Origin of the sequence: Flavobacterium sufflavum (assembly GCF_004016525.1) — a bacterium.
GTDB classification, from domain to species: Bacteria; Bacteroidota; Bacteroidia; order Flavobacteriales; family Flavobacteriaceae; genus Flavobacterium; species Flavobacterium sufflavum.
Genome location: NZ_SACJ01000001.1, coordinates 180403 through 200514 on the forward strand (window position 1 = coordinate 180403; position 20112 = coordinate 200514).

Consider the following 20112-nt stretch of genomic DNA (forward strand, 5'->3'; position numbering starts at 1 on the left):
TTTAACTTAAATAAAACTACAAATCTAAATTTATTGATCATGGAAGGACTAAAGGATAAAGTAATCATTTTTGCTGGTGCTGGTGGAATTGCAGATGGCACAGCTAAATTTTTGGGTGCCGGTGGTGCCAAAATTGTTGTTGGTGATATTATTTTGGAAAATGCCATGCGTTGTGTTCAGACTGTAAAGGATGCTGGTGGGGGCGGAATAGCAATTGAGCTTGATATTTCAAATAAGGATAGTGTTAAAAAAATGATAGATGCAGCTGTAGATAAATATGGTAAAATCGATGGATTATTTAATGTAGCTGCAAATATTCATCCTGATCAGGTTGCCAAAGATACGGACCCCGTAGATATAGATTTGGAAGTATGGCAGCGTAATATTGACATCAATCTTACTGGGTATTTATTAACCTGTAAATATGCTATTCCTCATATTATTGCAGCTGGAGGTGGATCAGTGATTAATACCATTTCCGATGCTGTTTATGCTGGCATGCCAGACAAGGTTGCCTACTCCGTTACTAAGGCAGGAATTGGAGCACTAACCCGTAATGTTGCCCGCAGATATGGTAAACAAGGAATACGCTGTAATGCGGTATCTCCAGGACTGGTTCTTACTGAAAGCGGAATGAAAAACTCAGGTCATCTTGTGGATATGGTATTACAAATGATGCCTTCTCCACGTGTAGGAAAACCGGAAGATATGGGGTCTATTGTATCATTCCTTCTTTCGGATCTCTCAGAATGGATTACAGGTCAGACTATATGTATCGATGGAGGTGCGGTTATGAGAACCTAATTTCGACCTAAGAAAAGAACAAAAAAAATTAAAATAAAAAATAGAAACATCCTTTTCGCTGGTAGAGAATGTTAGGTTAACTCCAAAAAAATAAGATATGAAAGCACAAAATAAAGTAATAGTTGTCACAGGGGCTGGAAACGGAATAGGAAGGGAACTTTGCTTGTTATTGTTAAACAAACAGGCAAACGTAGCGGGTATTGATCTTAATGAAAAGGCTCTTGCGGAAACCCAAAAAATTGCAGGAGTGGGGAATGATCGTTTTAAGGGGTATGTTGTAGATATTACAGATAAAGCAAGAGTGGATGCTTTGCCCGAAGCAGTTGTTAAGCACTTCGGTTTGGTTGACGGATTGATCAATAATGCAGGCATCATTCAGCAATTTATTCCCGTAAACGAGCTGCCGATGGATCAGATAAATCTGGTGATGAATGTTAATTTCTACGGAACGCTGAATATGATCAAAGCATTTCTTCCGTTTTTGTTAAAAAGACCTGAAGCCCATATCGTGAACATTTCAAGTATGGGTGGGTTTATTTCTTTTCCAGGGCAAACCATTTATGGGGCAGCCAAAGCCGCCGTTAAAATCTTTACTGAAGGACTCTATGCTGAATTGAGAGATTCAAGTGTAAAAGTTACTGTGGTCCATCCCGGAGCAATTGCAACGAATATAACGGCAAATTCTGGCGTGGAAAGTCCTACTATGAAGAATGAATCAGTGAAAGGAGGAATGACACTTTCTCCAGCCGCAGCTGCAAAAATTATTATTGGAGGTATGGAGAAAAATAAGTTTAGGATAACTGTTGGAAAAGACGCAAGATTTTTGGATTTGCTTTATCGTCTTAATCCCAGATTTGCGACCAATTTTATCAGTAAAATGATGAAAAAGACAATGAAACATTAGTAAAATATAATAGTTGAGTGAGAAATTTTATAAAATAAAAGTTCAGTTTAATTAATTATGTAGTGATGAAAAACAGAAGGCAGTATCGAATTATTTTTTTGTTAGTTAATTGGTCTCGATACGCTTCTGTTTTTTTTATATCAATTTATACAAATGATGAATCAGTCAGATTTTTGAAACAAATTAAATTTTTTTATATAAAACAGAAGGCGGTATCGAATTATTATTTTTTTGGTTAGTTAAGTGGTCTCGATACGCTTCTGTTTTTTTTTTCAATTTATACAAATGATGAATCAGCCAGATTTTTGAAACAAAAACATACTGGAAATCAAAACCAATTAATGATAATTGGAATTCTTGAACTTAAAAAATATAAAAATCCACAGGCCTACAATCAATGATTTAGGCAAAAACACTTTCTCTCAAATACTCTCAATTATACTATTATAATTTGGAGTCATATATCCCATTATTAACTTAAAACAATTAAATAATCTAAAAAACGAATGACTTCTGAAAATTTGAAAACCCAATGGGGGCAATTTATCCCTTTGGTAACCGTATTCTTCTTTTGGGGATTTGTTGCTGCCAGTAACGACATATTAATTCCTGTATTTAAAAAAGCATTTGATTTAACCCAAGGTCAAAGCCAATTTGTATCGATTGCTTTTTATATTTCCTATACGGTAGGTTCCTTAATCTATATGGGAGTTTCTTTATTATTAAAACAAGATTTAGTGAATAAAATAGGTTATAAAAACGGATTGGCATTAGGACTAGTCATATCTGCTCTAGGAACGTTGTTGTTTTACCCTGCAGCTAATACTGGATCCTATCCACTAATGTTAGCCGGTTTATTTATTGTAGGTTTAGGTTTTTCATTGCAACAAACCGTTGCCAATCCTTTAGCTATTGCTTTAGGACCTATAAAAACAGGTTCTCAACGATTGACCCTTGCGGGCGGGATCAACAATTTTGGGACTACCATTGGCCCCCTAATAGTAAGTTTTGCCATTTTTGGTTCTTCTGCGTCTGGAAATACTGAATTGAGTGTAGAAAGTGTTAAAATCCCTTATTTAGTACTTGGGTTAGCCTTTTTAGCTGTTGCGTTATTGTTGAAATTCTCTTCCTTGCCTGAACATCCTGAAACAATTGAAGAATCTCCAGCTGATACTGCTTCTTCTAAAAATTCGGCTTTATATTACCCACAACTACTCTTAGGGATGCTTGCCATATTTTTATATGTTGGTGTTGAGGTATCTACAGCCAGCAATTTACCTTCTTATATGGAGAACGAATTGGGATTTGAAATAGGAGCTATTGCCCCTTACATTTCGTTGTATTGGGCGAGTTTGATGATAGGCCGTTGGACGGGAGCTGTAGAAGTTTTTAGTGATGTTATTAGTATTCAAAAGATTCTGCGGTTTGTTGCCCCCTATTTAGCATTTGCTGTTTTTTTAGTTGTAAATGCAATTGCCAATCATGATTTAACTCCTTTCTACATTTATGGATTAATTATTCTCGTATTAATTGCTGCTGATATAGCCAGCAAGGGAAATCCTGCCCGAATGTTGCTTATTTTCTCTAGTTTAGGAATTGTCGCTCTACTAACTGGAATGGGAACCACCGGAATTGTGAGTGTATATGCTTTCACGAGTGTTGGTTTATTTTGTAGTACTCTTTGGCCTTGCATTTTTACTCTGGCAGTAAGTGGATTAGGAAAACACACCAGTCAAGGAAGTAGTTTTCTTATTATGATGATTTGTGGTGGTGGTATCATCAGTTGGCTCCAAGGTTTTGTATCTGAAAATATTGGGATTCAAAAAAGTTATATTGTTGGTGTTTTATGCTTTTCTTATTTAGTTTTTTATGCATGGAAAGTAAGTGGCATTTTAAGACGTCAAGGCATCAATTTTGACACCAAAATCAGTGGAGGTCATTAAGAAAACTTCATATTATACAAAAAAAACAGGCTGTAAAAAGCCTGTTTTTTTATATGTATTATAGGTGGAGGGTCAAAGGTTCGAACCCTTTTTTAGCCTAAGCTCTTGTGGTTTATAAGTTCCTTGCTTCCCACAAAAAAGTAAAGCTAATTCAACTTACTAATTTATTGACTTGTCAATAGTCGTAAAAGAGCGAAAGTCATTTAATTCAAAACACACTCTTCCTCTTACTATACTTGGATGTATTTTTACTTTTTTTGCAAAAGCAATTATACTTTCATCATTATTGGAAGATATAATATTTTTTGCAAATGTATTCCAAGCTTCCTCTTTAATTAAACTATTTTGAGCAAAATGATTAGCCTGTTTTTCCTCTAAAGAATTTTTATATTCTTCCTCTTCATTTTTAAAATCTAAATCAATGAATTCTGCCTCATTGTTATTGATTAAATGTTCATAGATGTGACCTAATTCATGGAATAAAGTAAAAGCAAAGTTATCTAAACGATTGTGACGTAACGTCATTCCAATAGCCGGATTTCCGTGACTCCAAAAAGAAACGCCATCTACCGGAGTTTTTTCTCCTTTGGTTTGATAGACTAATTTAATCCCGTTTTCGTGTAACGTATTTTGCACTTTCTCTAATACGCTTTTATTTTCAAAAAGTATGGCTCTTAATTTTTCTATAACACCTTCTTGATTTTCGTGATGAAATGGAACCACTGTAATATCTGATGCTCTATGCTGTACCAATTTAACCCAGCCCATAATGTTGACAACATCGGTTTTTAGCTTTGCTGATTTTTTAAATCTAGCATAATTGGTTTGCACACTCATCGTTGCCATTTGATCTAAATTCTCTACTTGATATACTTCTTTAATTGTATTTATATCTTGGCAAGGGTCTCCAGAGATTATTTGTTCTTTCTTAAAAAAGGCTACTGGTATAAAAGATTTTATTACATTCCATATTTCGATAGCTTCTAATCTTAGTTTGTTTTTTGCCTCAATACGAACCTTATCTAAGTCGTAATTTTTCTGTGCTTCCATCCAAAATTCTGCATCAATCCCAAGGGCTTTTTCCAATAACAATGCTAATTCGGCATTTATATTTCTTTTTCCCTTGATTATTTCGTTTAATTGACTTCTTTTAAGCCCGATTAACTTTGCAAAATCAATTTGAGTGTATTCATTTGCTTCTATTTCGTCCGCCAAAAGCAGACCTGGGTGTGTAGCAATTGCTGGAATTAGGTTTGTTGTCGTCATTTTGTTGTCGTTATTTTTCGTAATGTTTACTTAAATCTTCGATTTCTAATATATCGATTTTGAGATCATCTGAAGTGGAAGCTACTTCAGTAAAAAGAATACGGTATTGTTTGTTCACATAAACCGCGCTGACCCCCTTAAGGTCACCTTCTTTTTTTTCATACTGTAAACTTTTAATTTGATACAACTGTTCAATACGAGTGACGGTTTTTAACGTATTGATTTTGTTTATAAATTGCTTTACCAATTGTGGATTGGATTTATATTCCTTATAAGGCTTTACAATCCCCTGATACAAGTCTGACAAATACTGTTTTTTAAAGATTATCTCCATAAATGGTTTTGCAAATATACATATTTGTTCACGTATTTGTGAACAAATATACATTAATTTATGTATTTTTCTGTAGTAATATTGGGTAACACTTGAATTTGATTTTATAAAAATACAGATTGCATCTTATTTTTCAAAAACAATGTCCCTGAATACAATAAAAAATATCAGAATTAGTAATATTTTTCTATTAAATTTATCGTTTATCCCTTGCCTCCTTCTCAAAAGCTATTAGATTAAACATTTGCCGCAATCTTGATCTAACCCGATTCCCGTAAACCCTCTCAATTTCGGAAGCAGAAAGATTTGTCGTGATGTGCGTTATAGCATTGTTCTCAACAAAATGCTCGTAGCGACTCGTTAGAATCTCGGCCATAACATTACAATCATTTCCAAAGTGTTTAATTTGTTGTTCGGCTCCCAAGTCGTCAAAACAATAACCTGACAAACGATTTTGTTGAAGTCTTGATAAAATCAGGGCACAATTTCTATAAAAAACAAATGGGTCTCGCTTTTGAACCTTTTAGAATAAATATTTTCAAAGTATCTAGAAAACAAAAAACCTCGAAAAAACTATTGTTTTCGAGGTTTTGATACTTTTTGAAGTTTAATATCAGCAGAGAGAAAGGGATTTGTTCATCTTTCGGAAGCCGTATCCACACTGGGCTATCAAGCCCTATCAAAATGAGTGCACCGAATTATGCACCCTTAAATTTAACTCAATTTATGAATTGTATTGACTACACAAATTTAATCAAATTTTGTCTTTTTTTCAAATTACTAAATACAAAATGAAGTGAGACTAAAAGCTTTTTTCTTTTAATCTTACCCGATAATATGTGGTTCAACGTGTTCAAATTTTAAACCCGTGTAATCACAAAACTCCACAACACTAACAAGACTGTTTTTATCTTTATTGCAATCTTCTCTTAACTTCTGCAGCAATCTGATACTTTGACGATAACTCTTTCCGGTTATACGTTGTATGTCTTTTGGGTAGATACATAATCTTTTAGCTTCTGTTTTCATACTCTATCTATGGCTTTGATTGGGCTTTACTATACTCAAAACCCATTAATGGTTTTGCAAGTATAGAATAAATTTAATAAATAAATCTTTTCGCACAACAGTAGTAATTTAAGTTGATTTATGCCAATTATGTCTAAAAGTGTCATATGGTATATGGTGTGTTTTTTTATCTGGTTTAATCGTCTAAAATTTGCTTCATAATCAATCGAAAGTGTTGCAACATAATGATGGTTGAGTGAATGTAAAATTATTTCGAACTTAAATTTCAGGAATTATGGCAAGGCAAAAAGGCATAATTAAGTTAAAAGGTACTATCGGGGATATTACTTTTTACAAAACGCAAGACGGGCATCTGGCGCGTGAGAAAGGAGGCATTGACGCTAACAGAATTGCAAATGATCCTGCTTTTCAAAGAACACGTGAAAACGGTTCTGAATTTGGAAGAGCTGGTAAAGCAGGTAAGATTTTGAGAACAGCTCTCAGGGTGTTGCTTTTGAATTCGTCTGATAGCCGCATGGTGAGTCGTTTGACTCAATCTATGGTTAAAGTGATTCAGGCGGATACAACAAGTGAACGTGGTTTGAGAAACGTGATTGATGGTGAAGCCGAATTGTTAACCGGATTTGAATTCAACATTCGAGGAAAACTGGGCAGCAGTTTGTTTGCACCGTTTACCGGAGGCATCAACAGGGTTGCGGGTGAAATTTCGGTAGATATTCCATCCTTTATTCCGTCGAATGTGATTGCTGCTCCCGGAGGAACTACACACTTTAAAATTATTTCAGCTGGTGTTGAAATTGATTTTGAGAATGAAACTTTTGTAGAGCAACATTCGGAAACAGCAATTACCGCCTGGGATGCTACTCCTACCGCTGTTATTAGTCATGTTAATACGGTTACTGCCAACAGTACTAAACCTCTGTTTTTGGCTTTAGGTCTTGAATTTTATCAAGAGGTAAACGGAAGTATGTATTCGTTGAAAAACGGTGCTTACAACCCGTTATCACTGGTTCAGGTAAGCGGATTGTAAGATGGTTCTAGTGTTACATAGAACGTATTTTCCCGAAGGAACACAAGGAATATTAGAATGGAACGGCACCATAGTTTGTTATACCATCGAATTGCCCTGGTTGGGAAACCAAAGGCGAATTTCTTGTGTTCCCGAAGGAGAATATGTGTTAGAGAAGCGATTTAGCCCAAAATTTCAATGGCACTTGCATTTGAAAAATGTACCGGGTAGAGACTTGATTTTAATCCATCCCGCCAATGATGCTAAAAAAGAGCTTTTAGGTTGTATTGCTCCCGTAACAAAACACAGCGGAATAGGTAAAGGCAGTTTGTCCCGAAAAGCGTTTTCAAAGTTAAAAACTATCGTTTATGCAGCTTTGCAACGCAACGAAGAAGTTAAAATAAGTATTCAATCTAATTCACCAGAAATATGAATATCATTGAAAGAATCAAAGCACCTACTCCGAAGTTTTTCAAAAGATTGCGAAGTATTGGATTAGCCTTATTAGCAATAAGTGGCAGCGTGATTGCGGCTCCGGTAGTTTTACCTTCCATAGTAGTAAGTATTGCCGGTTATGCAGCTCTGGCCGGTGGCGTTATTTCAGCAATCAGTCAGGTTACTGTTGATGATGCTTCCCTTAGACAGGCTCAGGGGAACAACGACTCAGAGCTGGACATCAAAGATGCTCTTGGCCAAGATCAGGATAAGCTAAATTTACCGAGAGATGGAACCGAATAACAGCCTTCCGATTGGGACTGCTTCAGGAACGTTTTTGAGTATCATGCCTAATATTCTTTCTGAAGATATTGTAAAAACGATTATCTTAGCAGTCATTGGAGCCACTGTCAGTTTTATAGTTTCGCTCCTTTTAAAATGGTTTATTAAACCTAAAAAATAGTTTCGGTTTTGATTGGTAACCTTTTCCGAAACAATGCAAAAGCCTGATTCATGAATCAGGCTTTTGTTTTTTTATGGTACTTCCGAAAGTAAGGAGCTATGCACTGAGGGACTCAATATCTGATTAAAACTCAAAACCGAACAAAGTTCCAGACTCATCCCTATCATTAAGCTCCAAAACTACTTCATCTTTATTAAAGTAAATAAATTCTTCCTTTTCATTTATTGGAAGATCAGACTTAATAACAGATAATATATATTGAATATCATTACTCTTTGTAACATTATTAATCAATTCCAACAACCTTATTTTTATTCCATTATCTTGTTGTGACAATACATCATCATGATATACAAAACGAAAATACGACTCTATATTATATGCTACTAAAATAGCTAGGTCAAACACTACACATAATATTTTCCTATATGTTCTTCCTTCATCTTTGGCGGTATCTTTAGATAAATGATCCTTAGTTTTTATTACAGGTGGTTTAAAATCTACATTATTATTAGAATTTATAGACCATGAAATATAAGTATCCTCATTCATTATTACTAAGAAATACTTTGAAAATAAATCTCGAATTTGCTTATACTTTACATTCTTTTCGGTATTATTACTGAAATTTCTAATTTTCTTTACTGTCCCTTCAATTTCATTTTTAAGTGTTTCTTTTGACTCACTTTTTTGGATAATTACGTCGATAATTCTTAGGCGCTCTTGTAGTTGAATAAGTTCTGATTCAAGTTTGGCCAGTTCCTTTTGATATTCTTTTAATCTTCTAAAAGTATCAGTATCTTTCAAAAAACTTAATAAATCTTCTTTCTTATCGTTAACCCCCTGTAATTCCTTATTAATCAGACTCAATTCTTCACTTTTGTCCTTAAGCGTTTTTTTAAGTAATCTGTTTCTATCCTTTGTTAGCTCTTCATTAAAACTAATTAACTCTTGATAATCTTTTTTCAACGAATCTGAAAAATAAATTTTAGATTCTGAAAAAACTTTTTCAACCTTAGCCAAATCAAAAGCAAAATTATTCTTAATAGAATTTTGAAGTTTATTAATATCAAAACTCAAATTATACGAAAGCGTATTAAGTCTCGAAATTTCATTCTCAATTTCGTCTATCCCTTTCTCGATTAAACTCTGATCTTGTTCATAAAAATTTAACTGATCTATCTTTTGTCCAGCTTCATCCGTTTTATTCTTTTGAAGGCTGATTTGAGCAATAATTTCGTCACGATCTGTTTCGTTAACTGAAAAATCTTTTTTTAGCTGTTTTATTTGATTTTCGATTTTTTCTTGTTCAATATCATTTTCATATTTTTTACGCAAGACCTCACCATCAAACCCTAATAAATCAAACATAAAAGGTTTCCAATCTATATCCTTTCCTCCTTTGAACTTAGATAATCGATACACATCTTCATAATCTGGCTGCATTCTAATACAATAGTTTATTGCCTTTCTATAATCGTATAGTTTATTTTTAAAAAAATCAAATCTTATATATTCAGCCAATTTCTTTTTAGCGGCATCTACTCCTAAATCTTCGAACTGCCAAACTGATGGAGGTGTATACCCTTCAGTTTTTTGATTATTGATGCTAAACGACGCTTTGGAATGACTATCAATTGATCTTTTAATAGTTAGAAATCTACCATCATTCAAAAAAATTTCTAAATAAAAAACATGATTAATAAAAATTGAAATACCTTTTTCGTCTTTTATCTTTAACAAAAAATGATTTTTATCTATTTGTTTTATTAACAAATAATCAATTAACTCAGCTAATTTAGTTTTCCCTAAATCATGTGAATTTTTTTTATCTTTTAAATCGGTTAATACATCAGCATATACAACATTTAGTCCTTTTAGATTAAACGTGATATTTTTAAATCGACTATCATTACAATATAATTTACTTAATTTCATTTGCTCTAAAAGAATCTGTTTTTTGTTCGTAGTTCAACTTTCCTAATAAAAATAAAAAATTTAAAGCATACGGAAAATTTACCTTTGCTTCATCTCCAAGTACAGTTATGATTTTATTTAACAGATTATCATATTGGATAGCATAAAAAACATTAAGTTCAGATAAAATAACCGTACTAATATTTAGAATAGAATATTTTGGATTGGTATGTCTGTCAGGTTTAATCATTTAACTCCTATTAAACATTCATAATACATATAGTGTAACAAAGTGAAAATATGTCTTTTCCCATTTAATTTATTTCCATCAGAAACTTTCTTAAATATAAAAATAAATATTTCTTCAAACGATGCAAAGTTAGTCCTTTTTAATTGAATTAAATTTCTTAATTCGGCAGCTATATCAAAATATTGTTCTTTAAACTCTTCATTTCTTGTATCACTTAAAAAAGATTCAATTTTTTCAAAATCCTGCAACGAATGACTTAATATTTCATTTTCATAGTACTCTCTACTCAATTGATTCTTCTTATTTTTCTCTTCAATTTTTACCCTATCAAAATCAAATCTTATCCTGTCAACCTCAGCTTCAAGAATTGTTTTAATTTTTGGCAACTCGTTGTGAAATTCTAAAATTATATCTTTTATTTCTTCTTCAGAAAAATCAAACGGTATATGATTTAAATCTAATTGAAACTCTCTAATAATATTTCTATTAGGGTTTATATATAAATCATTTAATGACTCCTTACCAATTATTACAACATTTTCCAGACCTGTTTCGTCTTGAATTTTCTTAACTAAACGATCACCCTCAATACCGGTGTACTTTCTATTTGTGAATACTAAATAACAATCTATTTCTCCTATGTTTTTTAAGGTTTTTACTTTTTTTATTTCTTCGTCAATAGTTTTTTTAAAATCGGAATCAGAACATGAAGCAATAGGATTGGCCGTGTGCTTAGCCTGAACAATAAATTTACCATTCCAAGAATCTTTCTCAGAAGGATATTTATTTGCTCTTCCAATAAATTTACCATCTTTGCCTCCATCTTTACCTGGAGCAAAAGAAATTACCCCCATCCCAAACAAACCTTGACAAATCCTGTTAACAAGTTTCTCAAAAGTACCTTCATCTAAAAGCTCTAAACGATAATCCATTATTTACATATTTAATAATGACGAAAATAACATATTTTATTCTAAACCACCTATAAATATGTAATAAAAAAACTACTCTTAAATACAGTTATAATATTAAAAGATTAGAAAAATTGTCAACTTTGTAAACATTATTCTACCCAAGGAGTAACTTATAAAAAATGAAGTTATCACTTTATTTTAATTGGCAGCCTTTTTCTAAACATCAAAAAAGCCTAGTTTGAACTAGACTTTATAATTTATTAATTTTCTTCAAATTGGTTCAAAGTAATTTCTTCTACTACAACTTTTGCACAAGAACAATATAGCCCATTGTATTTTGCAATATCAATGGCTTTATCCCTACTATCAAATACACCAAAGAAAACTCTTGATGCTTTACTTTTCCATATATCGGTTTGATATAAAATAAATAGTTTCATAGACATCTGTTTTTAAGTTCTTAAAATTATTTTTACAATACCAGTTTAAAATAGCACTACGCATTTCGTTAATCAGTGCTATATTTTGATGCAACTTATTCTCCTTTTGCTCCAGTAACCTCAACGCCTGTACTTGTTTAAGATGTTGTTCGTGTTCCTGGAGCATTTGATTTACTTTTTTATTAAATCCGTTTTTGAAATCCTGAATCCGTAAAAATGGAATTACGGACCCGATTAATGATGGATGCCAAAAATTAGCTTTCCAAAGGCTGTAGGCTAGCCAATAGACTGTTTCGGTATCTTCTTCGTTTTGAAACTGTATCACAAAGCTGTTGGTAAACGGCTCTTTAGAAGGTTTGCCACTGTTCATTCCTTTGTTTAGTATAAAGATTCTGTTTCCGTTATAGCAGCAGTCTTTTTGGTGGGTTTTAATGATAAAATTCGGCATGGCTCAGTAGTTTTAAAAATCCGACATTATTTTTCGAAAAGAAAAAAGAGAAAAAAAGAAAGCTGTTATCACAGCAGGAATGACGAACGAAAACGGAGGGAGGAACGACCGACTGGAAGTGAGGAATGGATGCTAAACTTGCTGTCTTTTTTTCTTTTTCTTTTCGATAAAATGCACCTACGTTCCTGTGAAGATTTGTAGCAGGAACGCGATTGGGAAATCGGCAATCAAACACCCCCAAGCACCGCAAGGAGCAAAAAAAGTGGTGCCCCTTTTTCGGGGCAAGGAACTTTTTTTGCGGATGAGGAGCGCCGTGGCGGTGTTGCGGCAATCGAGCAGCCACGCTAGACCGAGAACGGAATGGACCCGCCGCGGCGGGGAAATGGAGAGAAGGGATAGCAGCGTGTAACGGCGGGCTAACTATAAGCTCACCGCCTTTTGGCGGTTACCTTGATTTAGGGCAAAGTGAGGTTTTTACCGAACGGAGCCAAGCCCGATGGCTGGGCGAAGGAGCAACCGCACAATTAACAAGGGGCGGCAGACGCAAATACTGCTGGAATGCAGTGGAGCGCAGCCTGCGGAGCGTAACGAAATGAAGCGGTATTGTGGATGCAAAAGCCCCGACGAACGTAGGGAGAGAGCGTGTGAAGATGAGGGCGAGGAAGCGTAGTGGCTGCCTGCCTTTTTTTGGGGCTGGCTGACGCTATGCTGACGAGTGGACTGTGGAACGGAGTCCCGCCTTTTTGCGGGACGACTGGAACAGCCGAACGGAACAAAGCGAACGACTGGAGAGAGACCTATTGATTGCTTCGCCTGTTCGAGCTATGCTCTCGGGTGCTCGTGATTTTTAACGAATATTTATATGGGAATTAAATCGATTATTGAATTGGGTACTTTACTTTCCAAAATCCTCTTGTGCCTCCAATCCGCTCTATATATCCCTTTTCTTTTAGTTGCTCAATATGTTTTGATACGGCAGATTCATTGATACTCATCTGTTCCGCAATAGCACGATAACTTATTTTATCATCCTTAATTATTATCTCTAAAACTTCTTTTTGTCTTTCTGTTAAAATTGAGATTGCACCACCTATTACACCACCTATTGCACCACCTATTGCACCACCTGAATCAGGAACTTCTTTACTATTTACCTTATTACCTATTTCGGCCACAGGAAAAATCATACGGAGAAAATTATCGGAAAATTTAAAACATTCTTTGGGGTAACTTTCTAAAATTCTGGGTACTCCGGAACCTAATTGCTCCACCATATCCAAATCTTTGAAAATCCTCATTAATTCTTTGTTTCGAGGAATAGAGACTCCATCAAAAAATTCTTCCTGATTCAAAGCATCTGGAAGTCCTCCGGCAGAAGTAATTTCTATTCTATCATCAAAAATTTCAAATTTTGGTGGCACCTCATTTGAGTAATCGTTGTGAATAATAGCATTTACAACCGCTTCTCTCAAGGCAATCGGATTCCACAACCGTTGATTTTCTCTTTCTTTGGAAGTTATTTTAGAAAGTGTTTTGTTCTCTAATTCTAATTTATCTAAAACCTGTTTGGCGGCTTTTATCAATGAACAATAACCGTATTCATTATTCTCAATCAGATTTACCCTATTTATACCATTATATTTAGCCAATTTTATAGAGTTTCCATTATGGTCTGCCAATAAATAAGCCACGTAGTTCAAAAAACCGTCTTCATTAATCAATTCAAGATTTTGAGCAAATTTATCATTGAGTTTGCTCCCTGTTGCTTCATAATAAATTTTGAGTTGCTCAAAGGTTAAATCCTGTCTGTTAGATTTTATTTTGCTAATGGAATTTCGAATGCGTTTTGCAAAAAGTTCATCAATCCTTTTTTGAGGCATTGGCTCTGATGCAGTACCAATACGAACAAAACATCCTTTTTCGGTCATACCGAATTTCCTCAGAAAGTAGGGTTTCTCAGAACCGCTTGCCACCACAATCTTTATGATATCAAGGCCATTATTACTTTCGCTGATTACATCAAACAAGCCCATACATGATGGCAAAATATTATGCTTTAACCTATCCTTTATTTTCAGTTGGTCGCTATCGGAATCTTTAACACCTACCGCAACACCTAATTTATCGATGCCAATATAGATTATGCCTCCTTCCTTGTAATTTAAAAAAGCAATAACTTCTTTTTCTAAACTATCTGTCAGTTCTTGTTTGTATTCTACACGGTTGGTTTCGGACATTGCTACTTTATTTATTGCATCAAAAATATTCGACGCTTTAATTCATTTAAACAATACAAATTAAAGGATTACTTATTGAATAATAAAATATCATTGGTCTTTCCAAATTATAAAAAATACAGTGTTTTTATATATAATGAAATGTTCTTAAATTTTCTTTTTTACATTACCATCTTTAACTTATTCTACAATCATTAGAAAATTGAATTTGTCTTTTAAGTTCAATAATCCCTTTCTCCGTAGCCATAGCCCTTGTATGGTACTCTAATACTTCTAATTCTAATTTATTCAACTCTTTTTCCGAACTCGTATTTTCGTTTATGCTAAAAATCAGTGTGTAATAAAACGAGACATAATGCTCGATACTAAAATCTTTTCTGTATAATTCCTGTTGGATTCCTTTTTCAATGTTTTGTTCAAACACTTTTTTACATTCATATACTTCTATTGATAGTAAAGCATTAAAAATATTTGGATAATGTTTTTTTAACTGATAAACAGGGGAAGAATTAGCCATTTTGAACATTTCCTTGAACATTTTTATGATTTCAAAGTTTTCTTCAATGGCATTACAATTTTTGGAAATTATTTTTTTTATGTTTTCATGAACTGCATTGTGAATAGATTTTGTACTTTCCGAAATCAATAACTCCTTGCTGTCAAAATACTTATAAATTGTTTTTTTTGAAATTTGCATTTCGTATGCAATGTCGTTCATGCTAACACTCTTAAAACCTAATTTTAAGAAAAGATCTATTGCTTTCGATATTATTTTGTCTCTCATAACTTTATTATATAACTCCTTCATTATTTTCCAAAATAGAAATTATGGTTACTAAAACATAAAAAACTATAATTCCATAAGTATCCAATAATACAGAGGGTTCCTTAGAGCATAAGGAACCCTTTGTTTATTAGATTTTTTTCATGATCACTTGCATCCCTGTAATGAATTTTTCATTCAATCAATTAGCATAATAATATTACAAACTTCTTTCAATTCCCATTTCAAGACCGCGTAATTCGGCTAAACCTCTTAAACGACCTATGGCTGAGTATCCCGGATTTGTTTTTTTCTTCAAATCATCCAACATTTGATGACCGTGATCAGGACGCATTGGAATGATTCTATTGGTTTGTTTTTCCACTTTTATAATAGATTTTACCACTTCGTACATATCTACATCACCTTCTAAATGATTGGCTTCATAGAAATTCCCTTCTTCGTCACGTTGTGTACTTCTTAAATGAATAAAATTCATTTTCTCTCCATTACGATTAATCATCCCTGACAAATCATTTTTAGCAATAACTCCATAAGAACCTGTACACATACAAAATCCATTGGATGGCGAATCAATTGCATTTAGCAATTGCACTAAATCAGCTTCTGTACTCACAACTCTAGGCAATCCTAAAATTGGATAAGGAGGATCATCAGGATGTATTGCCATTTTTACACCTACACTCTCGGCTACCGGTACAATTTGACGCAAGAAATAATATAAATTTTCTTTTAATCTATTGGCATCGATACCATCATAGCCTTGAAGTACTTTCAAAAAATCTTCTACAGAATAAGACTCTTCTGCGCCTGGTAAACCAGCAATAATATTTTGTTGCAATTTTACTTTATCAGCATCGGTCAACATTTCAAAAGTTGCTTTTGCTTTTGCTTTCTGTACTTCTGTATAGGTATTCTCTGCTCCTGGTCTTTTTAGAATGAATAATTCAAAAGCAGCAAATTCATTGATATCAAAACGCAATGCTTTAGAACCGTCAGGCATCTCATAAGACAAATCCGTTCGAGACCAGTCTAAAACAGGCATAAAATTATAGCAGACAGTATAAATACCACAAGCTGCCAGATTTTTAATACTTTGCTTATAGTTTTCTATGTATTTTAAGTAATCGCCCGATTGTTTTTTGATGTCCTCATGTACCGGAATACTTTCTACAACCGAAAAAGTTAATCCTGCCGCTTCCACTTCCTTTTTTCTCTTCATGATTTCATCCACTTCCCACACCTGTCCATTTTTAATGTGGTGTAAGGCTGTAACAATTCCGGTTGCACCAGCTTGTCTTGCATCAGATAATTGTACAGGGTCATTTGGTCCGTACCATCTCCATGTTTGTTCCATTTTTTCTCTTTTAAATTGTATTAATTAGATACTTGTAGCTGCAAAACCACCATCAATATTAAGAACAGTACCAGTAACAAAAGTGGACATATTGCTGCATAAGAACATTAATGCTCCATCTAAATCTTCAGGCACCCCAAATCTACCCATTGGTGTATGCTCAATAATTTTTTCTCCCCTAGGTGTTAAATCACCATCTGGAGTTAACAATAAAGCTCTGTTTTGTTCTCCAATGAAAAATCCTGGCGCAATCGCATTTACACGAATTCCATCTCCATACTTCCCTGCTAATTCAACTGCCAACCATTTAGTGAAGTTATCGATAGCCGCTTTAGATGCTGAATATCCCACAACTCTGGACAGGGGTCTTTGAGCTGAAGCCGAAGAAATATTAATAACAATTCCTGATTTTTGTTTAGCGAAAACTTCTGAAAAAACTTGAGAAGGCAAGATGGTACCAATGATATTTAAATCCAAAACTTTTTGTAAATGTGGCAACTGCATGTCATAAATAGCCTGATCAGGTCCAATAGTAGCTCCCGGCATATTTCCGCCTGCTGCATTGATAAGAATATCCAACTTGCCATACTTTTCAATAATAATATCACGAGCCTGTATAAGTTCTTCTTTATTCAACACATTGGCTTTGACTGCAAATGCTACACCACCATTTTTTTTAATGACATCGACTGCAGCTTCAGCACCTTCGATTGTTAAATCCATAATACCTGCAATTACTCCATATTGTGCCAATATACCAGCCATTCCACCTCCTAGAACACCTGCACCTCCGGTTATTAATGCTACTTTCCCTTTCAATTCTGCAAATTCATTTATTTTCATCTAATTGTTTTTATAATTATCTAAATTCTATTATAGTACTTTAAAACTTTTCTCTCTGAATATTAATTATTCGACCAATCCCTTCATTTTTTTACTTATAAATGCTGCTGCAGATTTTGGATTCAGTCTATAATACAAATCAACAAATTTGGAGTCCATACCTACAAATATTCTATAACGATTAGATTCCATACCTTCCACTATGATTTTAGCAGCTTTAGATGGCGAGGTTAACATTGCAGCCTGTGCTTTTGATATAGGTTTTTCTTCTACCTGCAGACCAGAATTTTTCATAATATTAGTACTTATTGCTCCAGGAAACACTACAGAAACCTTTACGTTTGTATTAGTAAGTTCTGAATTTAGCCCCTCGGTCAATAATTTTACAGCTGCCTTAGTAGCTCCGTAAATAGTTTGTCCCGGTACAGGAAGAAAACCTCCCATACTTGAAACATTAACCACATGTCCCTCAGGACGGATTAAAAGATGAGGCAAAAATGACTTTGTTACATATAGAGTCCCATACAAGTTAACCTGCATTACACGTTCTATTTCTTCATAACTCAAATCGTTCAGTTTTATAAAAGGTTGAATAATTCCCGCGTTATTAATTATGCCGTCTACATAACCAAAGTGAGCAATAGCATTATCCGCCAGAGTTTCTACATCCTGCCTGTTTGTTATATCTACTACAAAAGTTTTTAATGAATAACCTAGCATTTCTGCTGTCACAGCAGTTTCCTTCAATGCTGATTCATTTCTATCCACAGCAATTACTTTTGCGCCCTTTGAAAGAAGATGGAGTACTAATTCCTTTCCCATTCCGTTTCCTCCACCTGTAACTACAATTACTTTATCTTTTACTTTCATACTTTTATATTAAAAATTGATTTTTTTTCCAGCACTTGCACTTCAAAATATAGTTTTACAAACTATTTTATGGTTATTATTTTTGTTCCTTTAGTAATTCCAGATTCATTAAATGCATCAATACTGAAATAATATGGTATACCTTTGTTTAAACCTGTTAAATCAATATAATTCTGGTCATACACCATAACCGAAGTATATAACTTATTACTCTCTGTACCATAGTTAATTACAAAGCCGGTTGCAGAACTGTCATTACTCCATTTAACTAAAGCTTTTCGTGAATCTTCAGCATCCCTTTTAACATTAAATTCATTCACTCTGTTTGGTTTTTTCCCCTTTTGTATTCCAAAAATTCTCAAATCAAAAATTGAAAATTTACCACCACCTGGCACTACATTAGTATTTTCAATTTTGATGTACTTGGCTTTTATCGGATTTTCGAGTTCAATATAATCGTGACAAGCATCCTTGGTGTTGTTATTTCTGTCCGCTACAACTTTCCAAATCTTACCATCAAGTGATGACAAAACACGATAATTGTAAATGTTCTTTGAATTTGAATCCAACGATGCTTCATTATCTGCAAAATTGATCTGAATAGCATTGATTGTTTTTACATTTTCATCTAATTCTACACTAAGCCACTCACCTTTATTACCTGTACTAGCAGACCAATAAGTCTTAACATCCTCATCAAAAGCGTTGGTTTCCGGATATTGAGACAATGTAGAAGATGCACTAGCTTTTTTATGATAGGATAATAGCATCCACCCCGTAAAAAGGTTTTCCTCTTTAATCCCTGTTTTTACAGACGGCATTTTCAAAGGATAATCACCAAATGCAGTGTAGGTACGTAAAACACCATCCTTGTCAAAACTAGCCGGAAACAAGCCCAATCGACGTTCAAAATAACCACGAACACCAATGTTCAAGCTTGTTACATGCCAATAATTCCCATATTTATCTTGAAATGTCGAACTGTGTCCAGCACCTCCAATAAAACCGCCAGGTTTATAAGAGAAAGGACTATAATTTTCATATTTAAAGGGACCTAAAGGTGAATTCCCTGTATAAACACCATCTGCATAAGTCTTGAATTGTGTTCCGTTAGAAGCATATTGAAGGTAGTACTTTCCCTTGTATTTTGTCATCCAAGCTCCCTCGTTGAAGCCATTTTTTCCTGATTCATTTTTTTCTCCAAACACTTCCCATCCATGTTCATCGGGATTGTGTTTAATACAAACGACTGGTTCCGTTTTAGGTTGCATATTTTTGTCTAATTCAACCACTCGTATTGGCTCTTTTTCTAAATTGGAACAGCCCCAGTATAAATAAACCTTATTATCATCGTCTTGAAAAAATTGAGGATCCCATACGTCCATAGGTAATTTTTTATCCATTCTCTTCCAATTATCCTTAAAAGGATTCGTTGTATAATAGATATAATCTTTCATTCTGGAAGATGCTACATAATATACAGTATCTTTAATAGTAATAACTCCAGGAGCATATTTTTGAATTGCAGGTAGGCTCTCAATTGCTAAAAACTTCCAATCCATTAAATCATCAGAATACCAATATCCCCCACTGTGAGAAGCAAATAACAAGTATTTATCTTTATACCTTATTATTGCCGGGTCTGCAGCCTCTCTATAATTGGATTGAAACCTATAATTTAGATTCATTGGATTACAAAAGGTACCTTGCTTTTTATCTTCTTTTATAGTTTCTTGCCCAAAAGCACTTGTAAATCCAATTAATACATTAAATAAAATCAATATCTTTCTCATTGCAATTTGCTCTATTTTGTTACAATATCTATTATTTTTTTAACCAATCTTTTGCACAGGGCTACTATCGGA

20 protein-coding genes and 1 pseudogene are annotated in these 20112 nt (G+C 33.9%); 7 read left to right on the top strand and 14 right to left on the bottom strand.

What is annotated here, in order from left to right; all coding sequences use genetic code 11:
• Positions 1 to 39 precede the first annotated feature (39 nt).
• From EOD40_RS00580 to EOD40_RS00590, 3 genes are all read left to right on the top strand, one after another.
• Positions 40 to 804: an SDR family NAD(P)-dependent oxidoreductase gene (locus EOD40_RS00580; RefSeq protein WP_128192960.1), complete on the top strand. Its 765-nt coding sequence runs from the start codon at positions 40 to 42 to the stop codon at positions 802 to 804.
• A gap of 97 nt (positions 805 to 901) precedes the next feature.
• Positions 902 to 1708 carry an SDR family NAD(P)-dependent oxidoreductase gene (locus tag EOD40_RS00585; RefSeq protein ID WP_128192961.1) on the top strand — a complete coding sequence of 269 codons (807 nt, stop codon included), beginning with the start codon at positions 902 to 904 and terminating at the stop codon, positions 1706 to 1708.
• 506 nt (positions 1709 to 2214) lie between these two features.
• A complete protein-coding gene (locus EOD40_RS00590; protein WP_128192962.1) occupies positions 2215 to 3651 on the top strand; it encodes an MFS transporter in 1437 nt (478 codons plus the stop codon).
• A gap of 159 nt (positions 3652 to 3810) precedes the next feature.
• On the opposite strand, the gene EOD40_RS00595 is transcribed toward EOD40_RS00590, so the two are convergent.
• From EOD40_RS00595 to EOD40_RS18195, 3 genes and pseudogenes are all read right to left on the bottom strand, one after another.
• The gene (locus EOD40_RS00595; RefSeq protein ID WP_128192963.1) at positions 3811 to 4917 is read right to left on the bottom strand and encodes a HigA family addiction module antitoxin; all 1107 of its coding nucleotides are present in this window, start codon (positions 4915 to 4917) and stop codon (positions 3811 to 3813) included.
• Positions 4918 to 4927: 10 nt separating this feature from the next.
• Positions 4928 to 5251: a type II toxin-antitoxin system RelE/ParE family toxin gene (locus EOD40_RS00600; protein WP_164905425.1), complete on the bottom strand. Its 324-nt coding sequence runs from the start codon at positions 5249 to 5251 to the stop codon at positions 4928 to 4930.
• A gap of 196 nt (positions 5252 to 5447) precedes the next feature.
• Positions 5448 to 5708 (bottom strand): annotated as a pseudogene (locus EOD40_RS18195) (ATPase); the annotation flags it as partial.
• A gap of 846 nt (positions 5709 to 6554) precedes the next feature.
• Between EOD40_RS18195 and EOD40_RS00615 the strand changes: the two are divergent.
• From EOD40_RS00615 to EOD40_RS17905, 4 genes are read left to right on the top strand one after another with little or no spacing between them, the layout of a single operon-like run.
• On the top strand, positions 6555 to 7310 hold the full coding sequence (locus EOD40_RS00615; protein WP_128192966.1) for a hypothetical protein: 756 nt from the start codon (positions 6555 to 6557) through the stop codon (positions 7308 to 7310).
• A 1-nt stretch (position 7311) separates the two neighbouring features.
• A complete protein-coding gene (locus EOD40_RS00620; protein WP_128192967.1) occupies positions 7312 to 7722 on the top strand; it encodes a DUF5675 family protein in 411 nt (136 codons plus the stop codon).
• The gene (locus EOD40_RS00625; RefSeq protein WP_128192968.1) at positions 7719 to 8027 is read left to right on the top strand and encodes a hypothetical protein; all 309 of its coding nucleotides are present in this window, start codon (positions 7719 to 7721) and stop codon (positions 8025 to 8027) included. Before EOD40_RS00620 ends, EOD40_RS00625 begins: the two co-directional genes overlap by 4 nt.
• Positions 8014 to 8187, top strand: coding sequence for a hypothetical protein (locus EOD40_RS17905; RefSeq protein WP_164905426.1), 174 nt, complete (start codon positions 8014 to 8016; stop codon positions 8185 to 8187). The genes EOD40_RS00625 and EOD40_RS17905 overlap by 14 nt, the downstream gene beginning before the upstream one ends.
• Before the next feature lie 123 nt (positions 8188 to 8310).
• Here the strand turns inward: EOD40_RS17905 and EOD40_RS00630 are convergent, their stop codons facing one another.
• From EOD40_RS00630 to EOD40_RS00680, 11 genes are all read right to left on the bottom strand, one after another.
• On the bottom strand, positions 8311 to 10125 hold the full coding sequence (locus tag EOD40_RS00630) for a DUF2326 domain-containing protein (protein WP_128192969.1): 1815 nt from the start codon (positions 10123 to 10125) through the stop codon (positions 8311 to 8313).
• The gene (locus tag EOD40_RS00635) at positions 10112 to 10354 is read right to left on the bottom strand and encodes an ABC-three component system middle component 8 (protein ID WP_128192970.1); all 243 of its coding nucleotides are present in this window, start codon (positions 10352 to 10354) and stop codon (positions 10112 to 10114) included. Before EOD40_RS00635 ends, EOD40_RS00630 begins: the two co-directional genes overlap by 14 nt.
• Positions 10351 to 11286: an ABC-three component system protein gene (locus EOD40_RS00640; RefSeq protein WP_128192971.1), complete on the bottom strand. Its 936-nt coding sequence runs from the start codon at positions 11284 to 11286 to the stop codon at positions 10351 to 10353. The genes EOD40_RS00635 and EOD40_RS00640 overlap by 4 nt, the downstream gene beginning before the upstream one ends.
• Before the next feature lie 242 nt (positions 11287 to 11528).
• Entirely contained in the window at positions 11529 to 11708 is a 180-nt protein-coding gene (locus EOD40_RS00645; RefSeq protein WP_128192972.1) for a hypothetical protein, read from the bottom strand.
• A complete protein-coding gene (locus EOD40_RS00650; protein WP_231129550.1) occupies positions 11665 to 12156 on the bottom strand; it encodes a DUF6943 family protein in 492 nt (163 codons plus the stop codon). The genes EOD40_RS00645 and EOD40_RS00650 overlap by 44 nt, the downstream gene beginning before the upstream one ends.
• A gap of 878 nt (positions 12157 to 13034) precedes the next feature.
• Positions 13035 to 14393, bottom strand: a complete 1359-nt coding sequence (locus EOD40_RS00655; protein WP_128192973.1) for an ATP-binding protein — start codon at positions 14391 to 14393, stop codon at positions 13035 to 13037.
• A gap of 175 nt (positions 14394 to 14568) precedes the next feature.
• Complete coding sequence (locus tag EOD40_RS00660; RefSeq protein ID WP_128192974.1) at positions 14569 to 15177, bottom strand: TetR/AcrR family transcriptional regulator; 609 nt, start codon at positions 15175 to 15177, stop codon at positions 14569 to 14571.
• A 199-nt stretch (positions 15178 to 15376) separates the two neighbouring features.
• Positions 15377 to 16534: a mannonate dehydratase gene (uxuA, locus tag EOD40_RS00665; RefSeq protein WP_128192975.1), complete on the bottom strand. Its 1158-nt coding sequence runs from the start codon at positions 16532 to 16534 to the stop codon at positions 15377 to 15379.
• Between the two features lie 24 nt (positions 16535 to 16558).
• Positions 16559 to 17377: an SDR family oxidoreductase gene (locus tag EOD40_RS00670; RefSeq protein WP_128192976.1), complete on the bottom strand. Its 819-nt coding sequence runs from the start codon at positions 17375 to 17377 to the stop codon at positions 16559 to 16561.
• Positions 17378 to 17443: 66 nt separating this feature from the next.
• Complete coding sequence (locus EOD40_RS00675; protein ID WP_128192977.1) at positions 17444 to 18247, bottom strand: SDR family NAD(P)-dependent oxidoreductase; 804 nt, start codon at positions 18245 to 18247, stop codon at positions 17444 to 17446.
• A gap of 62 nt (positions 18248 to 18309) precedes the next feature.
• Positions 18310 to 20040, bottom strand: a complete 1731-nt coding sequence (locus EOD40_RS00680) for a family 43 glycosylhydrolase (protein WP_128192978.1) — start codon at positions 20038 to 20040, stop codon at positions 18310 to 18312.
• Positions 20041 to 20112 lie beyond the last annotated feature (72 nt).

Bases quoted from the DNA above. Each gene is read 5' to 3' on its own strand.
- EOD40_RS00580 (WP_128192960.1), top strand. From the start codon at position 40: ATGGAAGGACTAAAGGATAAAGTAATCATTTTTGCTGGTGCTGGTGGA.
- EOD40_RS00585 (WP_128192961.1), top strand. From the start codon at position 902: ATGAAAGCACAAAATAAAGTAATAGTTGTCACAGGGGCTGGAAACGGA.
- EOD40_RS00590 (WP_128192962.1), top strand. From the start codon at position 2,215: ATGACTTCTGAAAATTTGAAAACCCAATGGGGGCAATTTATCCCTTTG.
- EOD40_RS00595 (WP_128192963.1), bottom strand. From the start codon at position 4,917: ATGACGACAACAAACCTAATTCCAGCAATTGCTACACACCCAGGTCTG.
- EOD40_RS00600 (WP_164905425.1), bottom strand. From the start codon at position 5,251: ATGGAGATAATCTTTAAAAAACAGTATTTGTCAGACTTGTATCAGGGG.
- EOD40_RS00615 (WP_128192966.1), top strand. From the start codon at position 6,555: ATGGCAAGGCAAAAAGGCATAATTAAGTTAAAAGGTACTATCGGGGAT.
- EOD40_RS00620 (WP_128192967.1), top strand. From the start codon at position 7,312: ATGGTTCTAGTGTTACATAGAACGTATTTTCCCGAAGGAACACAAGGA.
- EOD40_RS00625 (WP_128192968.1), top strand. From the start codon at position 7,719: ATGAATATCATTGAAAGAATCAAAGCACCTACTCCGAAGTTTTTCAAA.
- EOD40_RS17905 (WP_164905426.1), top strand. From the start codon at position 8,014: ATGGAACCGAATAACAGCCTTCCGATTGGGACTGCTTCAGGAACGTTT.
- EOD40_RS00630 (WP_128192969.1), bottom strand. From the start codon at position 10,125: ATGAAATTAAGTAAATTATATTGTAATGATAGTCGATTTAAAAATATC.
- EOD40_RS00635 (WP_128192970.1), bottom strand. From the start codon at position 10,354: ATGATTAAACCTGACAGACATACCAATCCAAAATATTCTATTCTAAAT.
- EOD40_RS00640 (WP_128192971.1), bottom strand. From the start codon at position 11,286: ATGGATTATCGTTTAGAGCTTTTAGATGAAGGTACTTTTGAGAAACTT.
- EOD40_RS00645 (WP_128192972.1), bottom strand. From the start codon at position 11,708: ATGAAACTATTTATTTTATATCAAACCGATATATGGAAAAGTAAAGCA.
- EOD40_RS00650 (WP_231129550.1), bottom strand. From the start codon at position 12,156: ATGCCGAATTTTATCATTAAAACCCACCAAAAAGACTGCTGCTATAAC.
- EOD40_RS00655 (WP_128192973.1), bottom strand. From the start codon at position 14,393: ATGTCCGAAACCAACCGTGTAGAATACAAACAAGAACTGACAGATAGT.
- EOD40_RS00660 (WP_128192974.1), bottom strand. From the start codon at position 15,177: ATGAGAGACAAAATAATATCGAAAGCAATAGATCTTTTCTTAAAATTA.
- uxuA (WP_128192975.1), bottom strand. From the start codon at position 16,534: ATGGAACAAACATGGAGATGGTACGGACCAAATGACCCTGTACAATTA.
- EOD40_RS00670 (WP_128192976.1), bottom strand. From the start codon at position 17,377: ATGAAAATAAATGAATTTGCAGAATTGAAAGGGAAAGTAGCATTAATA.
- EOD40_RS00675 (WP_128192977.1), bottom strand. From the start codon at position 18,247: ATGAAAGTAAAAGATAAAGTAATTGTAGTTACAGGTGGAGGAAACGGA.
- EOD40_RS00680 (WP_128192978.1), bottom strand. From the start codon at position 20,040: ATGAGAAAGATATTGATTTTATTTAATGTATTAATTGGATTTACAAGT.